We start from the raw sequence: 17226 nt of genomic DNA on the forward strand, positions 1-17226 counted from the left end.
TATGCTCATATCACTTTAGCTTGAAAGACTGAAGCTTATCGTTATTGTTCGCTACCAAAACAAATCGTTTTTCCTTATTGATCAAAACACGTATTTTTTTCGCATCCTTGTTTGAGAAAAAACCACTTTCTTTAATCGATAACGGAGAAAACCCACCTTTTCCATCGCCAAGCATTATCAGTCCCGTTCCCGCATCGTTCCTAGGGGTTTCTATCTCCGAGACAAATAAATTGTTGATAGCCAAAACATCCAAATTGCCATCATCATCAAAATCGTCAATAAGCATATCGTTTATATTGGACAGTTGGGCCTGATAAGGCAACAGTGATGTTTTGAACGTATTGTTTCCCATATTTTCAATGTACATGGATGCGAAAGTATCTGCTTGATATCGGAGTGCATTTTTTAATTCCATTTCCCCATAAACCTCATCTATTTCCAAAGATGCAAAAACATCATATTTTTTTATATCTTTTTTAAGGTTAGGTATTTGTTCGGAAGAACACGAGAACCCCCGCAAGGGATAATGTTTGTTATCATTGTAATACCCCAAGACAATATCCTTCATTCCGTTATCATCAAAATCGTCATAATAAATATCAAAAGGTTTCTCGGGGCTGGTTTTGTACTTATAGTTTAAACCTAGATTGCCCACTATATAATCTTCATCACCATCATTGTCAAAATCGCCCTTATCGATACTGAACCACCAGCCAGATGTTTTTGAAAGGCCATCAGCAGTGTCCTTGGTCAAGCTTCCATTTTCATTTTTGAAAAGGGTTATAGGCATCCACTCACCCACGACCACGAGGTCTATAGCGTTATCCTGATTATAGTCCGTCCAAATAGCATCAGTCACCATTCCTACATTATCAAACCCTGGTGCCAATTCGTCGGTCATATTAACAAGTTGACCGTTTTCATTTTTTAATAACATACTGGAAGGCGGGGATGGATACTCATGAGGCACATGCCTTCCGCCGACAAACAAATCAATATCCCCGTCGGCATCATAATCCCCTGCTGTTACAGTGGAACCGCTGATACGTTCTACACCTAGGATAGCTCCTTTGGAAAAACCACCATTCCCATTATTTATATAAAGGCGGTCTGTGTAACGAAAATCTTTTTTAGGGTATTCATTGCCACCGCTCACCACATATAAATCTTTATAGCCATCAGAGTTTACATCAAAAAAAACTGCATCAACATCTTCAAAAGGAGCTTCTTTCTTCCAAAATTCGTTTAGAACAATAGTAAAAGATCCGTCTTTGTTCTGTTTATATAATTTTGGGGCATGCCCGGTAGCTCCACCCAAAAAAACATCGTCCAACCCATCGTTATCAATATCGGCAACGGCCATGGCCGGACCAAATTGAGATAACTTATGGGGAAGAAGCACCTGCTTTTTAAAGTCGTCAAAATTATTTTCCACATGGTTGAACTCAATAGGGAGTTCATTTGTTGTTTCAACAAAAAGTGCATCATTAGACCTAGACAATTTCGATTTTACAGAAGCTTTGTCTTTTGTAAACTTTACCGTTTGGTTTGCATTGATATTTTTTTCAAAAGTTTCAAGGCCATTGGGCCAAGTAATGAGCAAACTATCTACTTTTTTAGAAGAACCTAGACCAAAATGAACCGTAGATTCACTTGTGGAATATATGCCCCTTACATTGGTTATATGTTGTGTTTGCATATTTCCGTTTGTATAAATATCAACTCTTGAACCGAGCGTGGGCGCATTTGAGTTATCCGACAGCTCTAACCTTAAGAAATTACCATTGGTATTGGCTTCAGTGTTATTTCTGTATACAAAGGCCGTTTCATTGATATTGTTCACGACCAAATCCAAATCCCCGTCATTATCAAAGTCAGCATATGCCGACCCGTTGGAAAACGACTCGACATCCAAACCCCAATCTTTGGCCACTTTTTCAAATTTTAAATTCCCCTTATTTTTAAAAGCATAATTTTTTAAAGGTTGAGAAGGTATTAATCCAATAGCTTTTTCGAGATTTACAACATCCCAGATACTTTTTATGGTACCACCGTCAGGATTTTTTTGAAGCCATTCAAGTCTGGTCTTGTTCACATATTCGGCTACATTGTTATCTGCATCGGTATTTCTGATATCCCTTAATAATCCGTTAGTGACGTAGGCATCCTTAAACCCATCATTATCAAAATCAGCTATAAGGTTAGACCAGCTCCAATCTGTCGCCGACATACCGGTGTATTGTGCTATGTTACTAAAAGTGCCATTCCCGTTGTTCAACTGTAATGTATTGTACATATATTGATAGCCACCGCCGTCTTCTACGACTTTCCAAAAGGCTTCAATATTCATTCCGCTCATATTGGATTTCAATCTAAAATTGTCTTCGGCGACCATGTCCACCACAAAAACATCCAATAAGCCATCGTTGTTGATGTCCGAAATATCTACTCCCATACTGTAAAAGGAGGTCTGGTTTATTGTTGAGTCAATACGGTTAGAAAAAGTACCATCTTGATTATTGATGAAAAGAAAATCAGGAGCGTAAAAATCGTTCGCCACGTAAATATCCGTCCAACCGTCATTATTTATATCGCTGGCGGAAACGCCATTTGGAAAGCCTGTTTTAAAAAGTCCTGCTGCTTTGGTAACATCCTCAAAAAAACCTCCTTTATTTTTTAAAAGCCGAAGTGAATACTCAGGTTTGAGCAACTCTGTTCCTGCGTATTCGGAAAAACTGCCAGGATTAGGAGGTTGGGTCAACAAGAACAAGTCTAATAGACCGTCTTTGTCATAATCCAAAAAAGTGGAATGCCTTGTTCTTTGCTGGTCATCAACTTTGAATTCTTCGGCGACTTCGTTGAAAGTCAAGTCACCTTTGTTCAGGTACAGCAGGTTTTTTCTCAAATCGGGGTTTTCATCATATAACTCCCTACTAACATATATATCTAAAAGCCCATCATTGTTAACATCTGCAATGGTAACGCCGGTAGACCATCCCCCATCGTCAATTATCCCTGCTTTTTGGGTAATATCCTTAAATTTAAAATCCCCTTGATTTAAATAAAGTTTGTCGGAAACCATATTCCCGGCAAAATAAATATCCTGTAGACCATCATTATTAAAATCACCAACGCCTACACCAGCCCCTCCATAATAATTGGCATACAGCAGAATATTCGCTTGTTTTGTGTCTTCAATTTTATTGACAAAATCAATGCCCGTATGAGCAGGTTCCAAAAGTGTAAAAAGCTGTTGGTTTTTTATTTCTGCTTTTTTTTCGCATGAAAAGAAAATGAACGCTATGCAAACCAAAAAAAATGATCTCATAAAATATAATAATCTAATTACCAGTGTAAAAATACCAATATAACCATACTATTTATACCAAAAAACAAAGGAGAGTTTCCCCTCCTTTGATAAATTAACTAAAACTAACTCAAACTGACTCTATAAAATTGGATTATGAGTTATTCAACATCCCACCATACCCTGGTGGTAAGCTCATCAGACCCTTGTCTACTAATGGCCTCATCATAGTTTGCCTTATTGTTTACCTGCTCGCTTTCAGAATATGACATTCTTCTTGGAATTGTACCGTTAGTTACATTACCGGGGTAATTAACAGGTGTCAATACAGGGAATCCTGTTCTTCTCCAATTAGAAAACGATTCATATTCGTTCAAGAAGGTAACCGCCCAATATTGGGTAGCAATTTGCTCAATAGCATTTGCCGCATCATAAGGGTTTGCTGTCAAGTAAGCTGCAATATCGGCATCATCAATAACACCAGCATCACCATAAAGTGATAATGTCTTCATAGCTGCAGTTACGCCATTATTGTAATGCGTTTCGGCATCACCGCCGATTCCCCATCTCACATTGGCTTCGGCCAACATAAATTCTACTTCGGCATAGGTCTGGAAAATCATTGGAGCATCTAACCCTGTAATAATATTCCTGTTGGGCTCAACATAATTATCCAAATTCTCTTCACCTGTCATCTCTAAAAGCATGTTCGCGTCAAGACCGTTTGGAAAGCCTATCATATCGGCGGGGTCAGTACTACCATCACTTCTTCTTGCTCCCAAAATTGGTAATCTTGGATCGTTTCTATCTTTCATGAAATCCACAAAAGTTTTGCTTAACCTTGGATTGGCATCTACAAGAAAAACCTCGCCATTACCATTTTGGTTGACCCCTTCTGGACCAGCAGTGTGTGGTACAAAGAAAATGTCATCATTAGACTCCATTACTCCACCTGCAATAGCTTTAGTAGCCCATGACTGCGCCGCAGCAGGGTCTACTTTTATAAGCCTTAATCCCAAGCGCAACATTAAAGAATTGGCCAATCTTTTCCATTTAGCTTGATCACCGTTATATATGATATCAGCATCCCCAAATTGAGAGGTACCTGTACCTAAGTCAGCAGCGGATTCTTCCAATTCTTTTAACATATCTGCATAGATTTCACTTTGCGGGTCGTACTTTGGGGTTAAGATACCCTCTAAAACCGCTTTGCCGGCCTCGCTATAAGGAACGTCTCCATATAAATCGGTCAATCTTGAAAAGGCAAAAACTCGCAATATTCTAGTAATTGCTTTCATTTCAGCCGGTAGCCCTTCTTCATCGATTTGAACCAACATATCCTCCAAAGATTTTATGGCATTGCCATAATACCTATCCATAAGGGACGAGGCATAACCTCTGTTCCACGTGTATTTATCTCCATCCCAATACCCAGCAGTAGTCGCTATGTGCTGCATCATGGTGGATTGATAAATCAAACCTGCTCTCCAATTATCATATCGCTCACTTGATACGAACAATTGGGCTGCGGTCAGCTTATTATTGACACTTACTTGAATAGGCTTCTGAGGGTTAACATTTAGCTCTTCAAAACCTTCGTCACATGCACTAAGCACGAACAAAAACAACAAGACATAAATTGATTTTTTCATAATTTTCTTTTTAAAACTTAACATTAAGACTTAATCCATAGCTTCTTGTAAGTGGCACACCAAAATACTCTAAACCTTGAGAATTCCCTGCATTATATGTACTTTCAGGATCCACATTTTCTATGGTTCGAGACAGGAAGAAAAGGTTTTGCCCAATTAGATTAACAGTTACAGACTGCAGGAACGTTTTGTCCAGTACTTTGCTTGGCAAAGTATATCCTAAACTCATTTGCCTGAATTTAATATAATCCGCATCCTCTACAAACTCTTCTGCAATGTCATTAACCCTGCCCCAGTATATTTGAAGGTCTTCGGGAGCCACCGTTGTGGTAAATGCGGTACCTGTACCAGCATCCGCATCAAAAGTAGCACCATCTACCCCGGATATGGTAAGGCCATTTTCCCTACCTGCCAAAGTGTTCTTATGTAGCCCCGCACCATATGCTGTTGAATTAGTACCTGAAAACAACTGACCGCCGAACTTAGCATCAATCAAAAAGTTAAGACTAAAGTTTTTATATCTTATAGTATTTGTCCACCCAAAATTCCAAGGTGGCACACCTTCGCCCAATATTTTACGCTCTCCCTGCCTTGCAATCGGGACCCCGTCACCATCTATATCATAAACAATGTTTCCATTGTTATCGCGCACATAAGACGTTCCAAAGATAACACCAAAGGGCTCACCAACAATTTGTTGTATCCTAACGTTTCTTGTTCTGGGCTCATCCAAAGCTATATCAGAATTATCAGCATTTGTCGCTGTAATCTTACTTTCGTTGAAAGAAGCGTTTAATGTAGTTGTCCAAGTGAAGTTCTCATTTCTGATAGGCGTACCTGAAATTAAAAGTTCAACACCTTCGTTTTCCAATTTACCAAGATTCGCCGAAGCTGCTCCAAATCCAGAACCTACCGAAGTCGTTACGTTTACTATGTCATTGGTAGTTTCATTAGCATAGTAGGCCAAGTCAACAGACAACCTGTTGTCAAAAAACCTAGCATCTAGACCAATTTCGACTTCATTTTTGTTGAAAGGCACCAAATCCGCATTCGGTACCGTACCACCCGTAATTCTACCTAACGGTTGACCGAGGTGTCCTTGTCCAAATATTTCATATGTTAAACCCAGCTGGTATGCTTCTTGAGCACCACCTGCCACCTGACTGTAACCCCCTCTTAGTTTAAGGAAGTTCACAAATGTTGGCATCTCTATCATATCGGACAATATTAAACTACCATTGATAGAAGAATAGAAATCATTATTTGGTGTTGTTTTACCAGGAAAGGATAACGTAGAGAACCAGTCATTCCTCCCAGTAAATGTGATGTAAGCAAAATTGTTATAGGAGAGTTCCATTGAACCGTAAAGAGAACCAATCTCACGCTTATTAAAATCCCTATTCCTGCTTTGGTTTCTTAAATTAGCTATATCAAATAACCCAGGAACGATAAACTGATTACCTCCCAAGTTTAAATCCTCTCTCTCAATAGAGTTTTTATTCGCTCCGACGAAGGTAGTTAAAGCGAATTTCTCTGTGATATCTTTGTCAACACCTAATATGACATCAGAATCAATTTGGGTAAAGCGCCTATTCAATTCATTCATGTCCCCCAATGGGTTAAATAATGTGCCTGTTGGTGTTATTCTTGTTGTACGCAATGTTGAATGGTCTGTACCTATTCTAGCCGTTACGTATAACCAATCCAATATGTCATATCTTAAAGAGGCTGATGCAATTATCCTATTTTTTTTATCCTCATTTCTAAAATTGAAAGCGGCAAAATAAGGGTTTGTAGAGAACACATTTCCGTTTATCTGTCTCTCGTTACCGTCTTCATCTGCACCAGGATTCATATTCCTCACATCTACGTTACCGGGCAAAACACCTACCGTAAAGTTTGCATTACCGGGAGAATCTGAAAGTCTTGGTCTATTCACAACATCTTCAACAATGTATTGAGAATTGACCTGTAATGTGAGTTTTTCGGCCAAAACCGTTCCCGCGTTAAGGGAAAAAGTTTTTCTGTTTAGGCCAGAATTAGGAACAATGTCGCTGTTAGTAAGGTCTGTGAAGGAGAACCTTAAGTTAGATTTGTCATTTGCCGTTGAAAAGGCCAATGTGTTGATAAACGTAGTTCCCGTTCTGTAAAAGTTTTTTATGTTGTTTCCAACTCGGGAATAGGGCCTCTCAACACCGTCCCATTGTATTACAGGAGACCCGTTGTATCTTGGCCCCCATGAACTAAATCCTAAGTCAATTGCTTCTTGTTGAGTCGCTGGCACTCTTCCAAGGGTTCCTTGACCGTATTCCGTTTGAAAATCTTGGATATCTGTATTAACAACATCAAAATTCACAGTTGAACTATACTCGATACCAAAACCTTCTTGTTTTTTTCCTCCTTTGGTCGTAATCAAAATTACACCGTTTGCACCTCTTGAACCGTACAGTGCACTGGCCGCACCACCTTTAAGTACAGATATAGACTCAATAAGGTCTGGTGCAATACTGGATATACCGTCCCCGCCATCACTACCGCCCCACAAACTTGCGGAACCATTATTATCGTTACCAATGGGAATACCGTCTACTACATATAATGGTTGATTGTTACCGGTAAGCGTACTATTACCACGTATGATTACCCTACTTGAACCTGCAGCCCCAGTCGAGTTTTGCGTAATATTTACACCTGCTATCTTACCTTGTAGCGCATTAATACCATTTACTGTTTTGACCGTTGAAATTTCTTCTCCGTCTACTTCTGTTATCGAATAACCCAATGCTTTTGTCTCTCGCTTGATGCCCAAAGCAGTTACTACAACTTCATCTAATTGGCTGCTATCTTCATCCAATGTTGTGTTGACCGTTGATTGCCCCGATACCGAAACCTCTTTGGTCGCATACCCTAAGGAGGAGAATACCAAAATATCCGAACTTCCGGATAAGTTGATGGCATAATTACCGTCAAAATCTGTCGCGGTACCGTTCGACGTTCCTTTTTCAACAACGTTGACGCCCGGCAAGGGCACGCCCGAAGCATCTGTTACCGTACCTGTAACTGTTTGTGCGGCTATGCTTCCGGCAAAAAGCAATGCAACAAACATCAATACATACTTTAGTTTTTGATTCATGTTGGTTTATTTAAGTTAGTAATCTAGTTAAATGTACTGTTTCAATTAATTTCCAATTAAGAAAACTATAATTTTATGTTAACGAATGATGTAAAATTTCGACCAATAACAATATTCAAAAGCTAAATAGCCCATATTTTTTCTTTTCAAATTAAACAAAGTTCTCGAATTTAAATTATCAAGTTAATAATTTTTCAATCAAAAAAATACTCAATACGCAATATAATAGTGGCCTATTGATTGAAAAATAGAATCTAAGCAAAACGCAGCTGCGTGTAGATATCCTTTTTTACTGACCATATATTAAAAGCCCATTATGGTTTTTCTTGAAAGTACTTTACTCTTTAACCACTGACCTAAACAAACCCTCATTGTTTACGCTAAGCACTTTTTTTGTAAAGGGACTTTCAACCCATAATATCCAACCGTATTTATAGGTTTCCAGTTTGGGCGAAATATGCTCCCCAAAGATCGTTTCACCTTTTAAAATCTTTTTTTTTGTCAATACTGTTTTGGAGTAGTCCCGATACAGATCATACAGATACCATTTTATATATTCATCTTCGGGAATTTTAAAAGCGGCTTTACCAGTTGGTGCTTCCGTTGAAAAAAATACGTATCCCCAATGCTCGGGTTCGTGCATATTCACTACGCCTTGTGGAGACCATACCCAATTGTACTCATGCAGAAAATCTCCCGTTTCCTTATCTTTTTTTCGGTAATAGGTATCATCGATTACATCAAAATCCCAGTTCACCCTTGAAAAGTTGATTCGCCAAAAGTCATTTTCAGGTATTTTGGTATTTCCGCCAGGTGGGGTGGTAAAAGACCACGGAATGGCTATTTCAACAGACCAACCTGTGTCAGTATCGGAAGAATCGTTCAAACTGCCCTGAACATAGACTGCGGATTCCAAGCCTTTAAAATCCCAGTTCCCCAATATTGTACCCCCGTTGCGGTATGGTTTAGACAAATACAAATCCCAAATCGTATTGAGTGCATTCATTTCTAATTCATAATAGTTATGGGTATCTCCGTCCGGGTCTATAAATATTTCGAAATCATTATTGTAAAAAATTATGGTGTCCCTTTGTTTTAAAGTAGCCCACACATGGGGCTCCTCCATAATAGCGAATATATATAGGTTCTCGTCATCCCATAGCATTTTCATTTTAGTTTCATATGTAGGCTTCTTTTTTCCCTCTATGTCAATAAAAGGTTGTGACCAATCAGTTTTTTGCCAGGAAAGCTCATCGGCTTTGCCGTCTATCACAAAACTGTCATCAACCTTGTTCGCCACATAGGCTCTTGGGACATTTTGTGAAAAGGCCCCATAAAACCCTATGATGGATAAAAGAAACGATAGCCCAAAGCTATTTTTGGATACGGATATGTTCGACATGCTTCAAATTATTTTTTCATTCATAAAATAGGGCATTTTTTAATGTCACTTGTACCAAAAATCACCACTAAAATTTTTTTAAAGGTTTTTTATTTTATCTTGGAAATCAAATAAAATTAGACCAATAACCACTGGCTGTAGCTATAGCCCAATAAAAACCTTTGTTCCAATAAAAATAGAATGCTGGCAGACAACAAGTTAAATGATTTTTTGAGACGTGATTCCCAAAAAGACTACACGATCAATTACAAGCACCATATTATATTTTGGAGCATATACTTCGTATTTAATGTTTTTAGATGGAGTAGCATACATGATGATTTTGCTTACTCCCTAAAAACAAATATTATAGGTTTTCCCATACACATGCTTTTGGCCTATTTTAACGTATACTACTTAATGCCAAAATTTGTGTATACCCGCAAATATGTAAGCTATTCAATATTGATACTTGTTTCCCTTTTTATCATGTTATTGGTAAAATACAACCTAACCTATTACTTGGTAAGTACAAATGTTTGGCCAGAGGGTCCTGAAAACATAGATAGTCTTACGCTAGACTACGCCATACAGACCATGTTGGGTGAGCTTTATGTTATCTCTTTTGTGACCGCCATAAAAATTACCGTTGATAGGATGCGGGCCAACAGTAAGCTTCACAACTTGGAAAAAAGACAGCTGACGACCGAACTTAAGTTTCTCAGGTCACAAGTTTCCCCACACTTTTTTTTCAATACATTGAACAATATATATTCATTAACGCTCGAAAAATCGAACAAAGCTCCAGAAGTTGTTCTCAAGCTCTCCGAATTGATGCGGTATTTGCTATACGCCACAAAAAAAAGAAAACAGAACCTCACCAGTGAAGTCGAATGCATTCAAAATTATATTGATTTGGAAAGGATTAGGTTCGACGATTCCCTGAAAATAAATATCGATATTTCGGGAGACTTGCAAAATCACACCATAGCTCCTATGCTTTTGATACCCATAATAGAAAACTGCTTTAAACACGGAGCAAATAAAAACATTGGTGACATGTTTATAAATATCGATTTGAAAGTAGAAGGTGATTTTATGTATTTTCAGGTCGTAAATACAATTCCCGAAAAAAGCCAACAAAGCAATATGCCCACTAGAATAGGAGGTATTGGGCTTTCCAACGTAAAAAAACGATTGGAGCTGGGTTATAACAAAAATGATTATGACCTATCTATTTTTGAGGAAAACAACATGTTTCACGTAATTCTTAAACTCAAAGTATGAGAAACTTAAAAGTTATCATAATCGATGATGAGCCTTTGGCCATAAACGTACTGAAAAATTATGTTTCACAGGTAAAGGAGTTACAATTGGAAAACACTTTTTCCAATGCCGTCGACGCTTCATCCTATCTTTTGAACCATGAGGTAGACATCATTTTTTTGGATATAAACATGCCCATTTTGGATGGCTTGAACTTTTTGAAAAGCTTACAGGTAATTCCTATGGTGGTCATTACCTCGGCCCATGAAGAATACGCATTAAAGAGCTTTGAACTAGAAGTCATAGATTATTTGGTAAAACCCATTCCCTTTCCTAGATTCTTAAAATCGGTCAGGCGAATCATTTCCCTCAAGCAAACCAACCCGATAACGGAAAGCAATGCCGTCGAAAAACCTAGCATCTTCATCAAAATCGACAAAAAAAAGCTGCAAAAAATATATTTGGATGAAATCATGGTAATCGAAAGTCTAAAAGACTATATACGCATCATTACCTCAACGACCAAATACATCATCCACAGGACACTTAGCAGTTTTACCGAAGAACTGCCCAAAAACAGATTTTTACGAATACACCGATCTTATACCATAGCCATAGACAAAGTAGACGTAGTAGAGGGCAATAGTCTGCAAGTAGGCGGTATTAGATATACTATTGGGCGAAGTTATCTCGCAGAAACAAAAAACAGGATCCTAAACAATACCAAAGATTAAAATACAATTTGCTTTAATTTTTATTGGTCAATAACAAGACTTGGGGAAAATTTATGATTCCCGTAGCAGAGCCTATCCTGATCATTTCATTAATATCGTACATGAACGTGCCCAGCATAACATCTACCAGTCCATCTTTGTTAAAATCCCCTGCTTCCATCGTAAGCCAATTACCATGAATGGGGTTGGGCATCAATATAGGGTAAAAGTCATGTTTCCCTGTATTGTTCAAATAAACCACGGCATCCTTGATGTTGCTTTCGCCTTTGTAATCAACAAAAAGGGCCGAAGCGATAATATCCAGATCTCCATCATTGTCAAAGTCCCTAGCCATTGCTTTGTTACAATCATACATGGGGTAAAAAAAAGTCTCTTCAAATTGATTTTTGGTGTTGTTCATATAGACACGAACACCGTGGTACGGTTTATCTATCGGGGAAAAATCCCTATTGTCACCATTCGTGACCAGAATATCCTGGTGACCGTCAGAATTGAAATCGGCCAGTTCAAAATAACTGAGCCCGTGTACGGGCGTAAACTCCAGAACCCGGATTGGTTTAAAAACATTTTTTCCTTGGTTATAGTATATGGTAATGCCCTCGTAGGCCTGTGTGCTCATGGCTATAATATCTGGCAAACCATCTTTGTCAAAATCATTGACCTCTACCTTTCGGGTACCCGGAAGGGTGCTTAATATGTGTTCTTTGGTAGCATCCTTGCCGTCAAACCACGAAAGCTTACCAACGGTATGTCCAAAATTGCATATGATCAGATCATCATTGCCATCTAGATTTAGGTCGGCACTTAAAAAATTTACGGGCCTTCGCAATGTTGAAAAGGAGGGGCTCCCTTTAAAAAAATCACTGTTCTTGCTCAAACTTCCCAATTCTCCCAATTTTTGGTTGGAAGGTACTAGCTTTCCTATCGTCAATAGTGTAGGGTCCGATTTTGGGTCAAACTCAATATCCGAGGCATAACTACCTAATTTCCACTCCCCACTCAATACCCCGGTATTTTTAAGCGCATACAATTTTAAGTGGTCCCCGATATATAGTTCAGAATTATATTCATCGTACTCCAAAAGTGTTACCTGAGGTAATTTAGAACCGTCTATGGTAACCGATTGTGTCTCAAATGGAAAATCAATTTTGCTTTTCTTTGGTCGCTTTGCGTAAGTTTCAAGTTTTTCAGGAGCGTTTTCAACAAAATACTCCACAATTGCCGCCCAATCTTTTTCTGAAATAAGGGGAGTGTCAGGAAAGGTGTTCAACTTCTTTAAAATATCGGCTTCGATACTATCGCTTACGATATAATTATCTTTGCCGGCCATTTGCAAACCCAATCTAAGTGCCATATTGGGCAAAACACTGTTAGCCCAGGTCGCTTTATCTAATAGACCAGGTTCGGTGTATTTATGGCACATTGCACAATACCTGATTGACAACTCTTTTCCGGAACTTTGCTCAGAAACAACGGTATTGTTTGTTTTTTGTTGGCTTGTTCCTGAAAAATAACTGGCAAAACAAATGACACTGGCTAGAAGGACACGTACTATATGTTTCAATCTTTTAAAAACTTATGTAATTTGCAATTTTTTATACCTCAAAGGTTAAAGATAAATATATAATTCAAAAAGAACATCCGATTTTATCGCGTAAGATTTTAACCAAAGTATCACGCATGGAAAAACCATTTAAATTCAAGCAATTCATGATAAGGCAAAACCGTTGTGCCATGAAGGTGGGCACCGATGGGGTTTTACTAGGTGCCTGGGCTTCTTTGCCCGTGAACACAAAAGCTATCTTGGATATTGGATCGGGAACCGGGTTGATTGCATTGATGCTTGCACAGCGTAGCTCTGCCGAAATTATAGATGCCATTGAAATTGATGGGGATGCGTATGAACAGTGTGTAGATAATTTTGAAAGCTCACCGTGGGGAGACCGCTTGTTCTGCTATCATGCAAGTCTTGATGAGTTTACAGACGAAATTGATGACAAATATGATATGATAGTCTCCAATCCACCTTTTTACTCTGAAGATGTTTCCACTGGAAACATTGCCAGAAATACCGCAAGACAAAACCGGTCTTTACCCTTTTCAAAACTTTTGGAGAGTATCTCAAAATTACTCTCGCCAGAGGGTGTTTTTGCAGTTATTATCCCCATTAAGGAAGAAAAACGGTTTTTTCATATGGCAGAGAGCGTAAAGCTTTATCCCAAGCGGGCAACCCGGGTCAGGGGTAATCAAAAATCCGAAATAAAAAGAAGTCTATTGGAATTTGGTTTCCATACAACCAAAACGATGTACCATGAACTGACCATTGAAACCGATAGGCATATTTACACCCCTGAATATGTAGCATTAACAAAAGAATTTTACTTGAAAATGTAACATTAGCCCTTGGCATTGTTATATTCCTTTAATTACCTTTGATAAAAATTCATTGCTATGCGACCAGATTTGTTTGAAGCTCCCGATTATTACAACTTGGATGATTTATTGACCGAAGAACATATTTTAGTACGTAATGCGGCACGCCAGTGGGTAAAGCGTGATGTTTCCCCTATTATTGAGGAATACGCTCAAAAAGCGGAGTTTCCCAATCAAATACTTTCGGGATTGGCAGAAATCGGAGCTTTTGGCCCGTATATTCCCGAGGAATATGGTGGGGCGGGATTGGACCAAATAAGTTACGGACTCATCATGCAGGAAATTGAACGTGGTGACAGTGGTGTGCGTTCAACAGCATCGGTACAGTCCTCATTGGTCATGTATCCCATTTACACGTATGGTACTGAAGCGCAACGCAAAAAGTATCTGCCCAAATTGGCTACTGGAGAAATGATGGGCTGCTTTGGGTTAACAGAGCCCAATCATGGATCTAATCCCGGTGGTATGGAAACAAGGTATAAGGATATGGGCGACCATTATCTTTTGAACGGTGCCAAATTATGGATTTCCAATTCGCCATTCGCAGATATTGCAGTGGTTTGGGCTAAAAATGAAGAAGGCAGAATACATGGGTTGATAGTGGAACGTGACATGAAAGGTTTTTCTACCCCGGAAACCCACAACAAATGGTCGTTACGGGCATCGGCCACAGGAGAACTTATCTTTGACAACGTAAAAGTGCCCAAAGAAAATCTTTTGCCCAATAAAACAGGACTAGGCGCCCCTTTGGGTTGTTTGGATTCGGCACGCTACGGAATTTCCTGGGGTGCTATCGGCGCTGCAATGGATTGTTATGACACTGCTTTACGGTATGCCAAAGAAAGGGTTCAATTTGGGAAACCGATAGCCGCCATGCAGCTTCAGCAAAAAAAACTAGCCGAAATGATCACAGAAATCACAAAGGCGCAACTACTGGCTTTTAGATTGGGGCAACTAAAAAACGAAGGCAAGGCCACAACGGCCCAGATATCTATGGCCAAACGCAATAATGTAGAAATGGCCATCAAAATTGCCCGTGAAGCAAGACAGGTTTTAGGCGGTATGGGGATTACGGGCGAGTATAGCATTATGCGCCATATGATGAACCTTGAAAGTGTTATCACTTACGAGGGTACGCACGATATTCATTTACTGATTACCGGAGCCGATATTACAGGACACCAAGCTTTTAAATAAGTATGGTCACCATTCCAAATACAGGTTTGGCCTATCCTTTAAATCTGTGGCCAAGTACTGTTTACTGCCATTGAAATTTAATATTTTGGGACAAAAGTCAATAATATCTTGGGCAAGTGCTTCTGTTTCTTCCAAGGGCAGAACAAACTTCAACATCAGCCATGATTTTCCGGCACCTACCAAGGTACACCCATGATAACCGGTCCAAGTTTCGATTTTTTCATAAATTTCCATGTTCGATATTGAATCTGTGCTTGTTCCTGCGTATTGTATAGGGTATAACGGGTCTTCAGTTTTTAGTAAACGTAGCTCATGCAAACCATCTGTACTATCATTCCCTTGGTCGGCGTAAAATAAAATATAACCGCTGAACAGCAATTTTGTCTTTAACTCTTTTAAAACTGCCGGAGCATCAAAATGTCCCATTCGTATAGAAATCGCTGGAATTTGATGATTTTCGTCCGCTGGCACTTTAATAAATTCCGATGAAGTCCGGGTACGCAACAGTAGCAAAACATCATGGTCGAATTCGATTTCGTCGGCCATGACTTTTTCAAAAGCAGTTAGTTCAGGTGGCTGGGCAAGGGAAAAAAGATGAAAAAGAAATAGCGAAAATATAAACGTGTATTTCATGATTACAGACTTTAGCGGTTCTATGAACGTGTATTTTTCCGGATACGTATACCATTTCACGAAATTCTTATTGAATCATTCAGGTTTAGACCAGTCGGAATCCTTAAACACAGGGTTTATAGTGTAGGTTTTGTACAGGACTTCCACCGTAGCTCCCTCAGCTTCGGTCACTTCAGAAAATGGAAGCAAAAGTCCATCTGTTTTTGTTAGGTCTTTCAAATAGGTTATTTCATTTTTACCATCCTTTAGGATAAAGGTCGCCACGATGGTATGCTCATTTTTATTTACTACGTACCCTAGGGTACGCTCATCGACCATCAATGTAATCAACATGATATTATCATCGGTTTGCCTTAGATCCAGAAGTGTTGCTCTATCCATAACGCTCTTTTGCAACCCGAAGATTCCACCCAAGAAAGTAGCCTTTAATTCTTTTATGCGATAGGGCGGCATCTCTCGATAAACACCAGATCGGTATACCCACCCTTTGTTACCTTCCAGTTGTTCAACGTATTCAAAATTGGGTGTTTGGGACTCTAATCGAATGTGGTTTTGTTCCACATCCATCAAAACCTGAAACTTTATTCCCGAGATTACCACTTCGGTTTTTAAGCCTTTAAGCTGATCTATGGCCTCACCGCCGTGTGCTTTTTTAATGCTTTTTAAAACATCCTGTCCAGATGATTCTAATGTTTTGGATACATCAATATCTTGAGAAGCCTCTTTTTGAACCGTATCGGATTCTTCCTCGGTATTTTCATCATCGTCACCATAAAAAAATATTGACCCATTGATAGCTACCATAGATATCTCGCCATCAGTAATTTTCTCATAAAAAAAACTATTTTTTTCTATCTGCCCATTATCATAGTACAAGGTCAATAATCCGTTTTTGATCGTATATTTTCCTTTCCCGGAACTATCGCTGCTAGTTCCCCCAGCCACATTGTTTCCACTTACCATTACACCGCCAGATGCTTTTCTGTCAAAAGTACCGTTGTCGTAAAAATTATAGCCCTCATAACTTTGCGTACCCACATACACCAAACCCGTACCCATGCCACCGGAACTACTGGCACTGGAAAAATCATAATATCCTTTTGGAACGGTATTGGGCACTATCATTTTTACCATTTGGGCTCCTGCATAATAAATTGATTCATAGCCCTCTTCATCTGTTTCAAAGAAAATGGTATCGTTTTCTTCGGAACTATCCAGATACTCCATTAAAATCTTATCCTTTACTTTTTTATAATGCCCGGTAACCTTGGTCTGCCAATCCTGCTCTTCCAAACTCTCACAAAATGTACCGTTTTTCCTGAACAACACCACATGATCGTAGCTACCCATACTTACACCCCAAGTAAAGCTTTTGCCACCATACACAACGTCTGATGACGAAACCTGCGATGTAACGGTTGCCCCGTAAAGGATGACAACGGCGAAACACAATTTTAATGATAAACGAAAAACATGCTTTTTCATATACG

At 39.0% G+C, this 17226-nt stretch carries 11 protein-coding genes; 4 read left to right on the forward strand and 7 right to left on the reverse strand.

The window, feature by feature from the left end; all coding sequences use genetic code 11:
• Positions 1-10: 10 nt before the first annotated feature.
• From HYG79_RS05125 to HYG79_RS05140, 4 genes are all read right to left on the reverse strand, one after another.
• Positions 11-3328 carry a VCBS repeat-containing protein gene (locus HYG79_RS05125; RefSeq protein WP_179241086.1) on the reverse strand — a complete coding sequence of 1106 codons (3318 nt, stop codon included), beginning with the start codon at positions 3326-3328 and terminating at the stop codon, positions 11-13.
• 140 nt (positions 3329-3468) lie between these two features.
• Entirely contained in the window at positions 3469-4959 is a 1491-nt protein-coding gene (locus HYG79_RS05130) for a SusD/RagB family nutrient-binding outer membrane lipoprotein (protein ID WP_179241087.1), read from the reverse strand.
• 10 nt (positions 4960-4969) lie between these two features.
• On the reverse strand, positions 4970-8092 hold the full coding sequence (locus HYG79_RS05135) for a SusC/RagA family TonB-linked outer membrane protein (RefSeq protein WP_179241088.1): 3123 nt from the start codon (positions 8090-8092) through the stop codon (positions 4970-4972).
• A 337-nt stretch (positions 8093-8429) separates the two neighbouring features.
• Positions 8430-9494, reverse strand: coding sequence for a carbohydrate-binding family 9-like protein (locus tag HYG79_RS05140; protein ID WP_179241089.1), 1065 nt, complete (start codon positions 9492-9494; stop codon positions 8430-8432).
• A 180-nt stretch (positions 9495-9674) separates the two neighbouring features.
• On the opposite strand from HYG79_RS05140, the gene HYG79_RS05145 reads away from it, so the two are divergent.
• Positions 9675-10760: a sensor histidine kinase gene (locus HYG79_RS05145; RefSeq protein WP_179241090.1), complete on the forward strand. Its 1086-nt coding sequence runs from the start codon at positions 9675-9677 to the stop codon at positions 10758-10760.
• Positions 10757-11473, forward strand: a complete 717-nt coding sequence (locus tag HYG79_RS05150) for a LytR/AlgR family response regulator transcription factor (RefSeq protein WP_179241091.1) — start codon at positions 10757-10759, stop codon at positions 11471-11473. The genes HYG79_RS05145 and HYG79_RS05150 overlap by 4 nt, the downstream gene beginning before the upstream one ends.
• A 13-nt stretch (positions 11474-11486) precedes the next feature.
• Here the strand turns inward: HYG79_RS05150 and HYG79_RS05155 are convergent, their stop codons facing one another.
• Positions 11487-13037 carry an FG-GAP repeat domain-containing protein gene (locus HYG79_RS05155; RefSeq protein WP_179241092.1) on the reverse strand — a complete coding sequence of 517 codons (1551 nt, stop codon included), beginning with the start codon at positions 13035-13037 and terminating at the stop codon, positions 11487-11489.
• 116 nt (positions 13038-13153) lie between these two features.
• On the opposite strand from HYG79_RS05155, the gene HYG79_RS05160 reads away from it, so the two are divergent.
• Together HYG79_RS05160 and HYG79_RS05165 are read left to right on the forward strand one after the other, a co-directional pair.
• Positions 13154-13867, forward strand: a complete 714-nt coding sequence (locus tag HYG79_RS05160; protein ID WP_179241093.1) for a tRNA1(Val) (adenine(37)-N6)-methyltransferase — start codon at positions 13154-13156, stop codon at positions 13865-13867.
• Positions 13868-13924: 57 nt separating this feature from the next.
• Positions 13925-15103, forward strand: coding sequence for an acyl-CoA dehydrogenase family protein (locus tag HYG79_RS05165; protein ID WP_179241094.1), 1179 nt, complete (start codon positions 13925-13927; stop codon positions 15101-15103).
• Between the two features lie 6 nt (positions 15104-15109).
• On the opposite strand, the gene HYG79_RS05170 is transcribed toward HYG79_RS05165, so the two are convergent.
• Together HYG79_RS05170 and HYG79_RS05175 are read right to left on the reverse strand one after the other, a co-directional pair.
• The gene (locus HYG79_RS05170) at positions 15110-15796 is read right to left on the reverse strand and encodes a DUF4253 domain-containing protein (RefSeq protein WP_179241095.1); all 687 of its coding nucleotides are present in this window, start codon (positions 15794-15796) and stop codon (positions 15110-15112) included.
• Between the two features lie 15 nt (positions 15797-15811).
• On the reverse strand, positions 15812-17221 hold the full coding sequence (locus HYG79_RS05175) for a hypothetical protein (protein ID WP_179241096.1): 1410 nt from the start codon (positions 17219-17221) through the stop codon (positions 15812-15814).
• Positions 17222-17226 lie beyond the last annotated feature (5 nt).

The sequence above is a fragment of the Costertonia aggregata genome, from assembly GCF_013402795.1.
Taxonomy (GTDB): domain Bacteria; phylum Bacteroidota; class Bacteroidia; order Flavobacteriales; family Flavobacteriaceae; genus Costertonia; species Costertonia aggregata.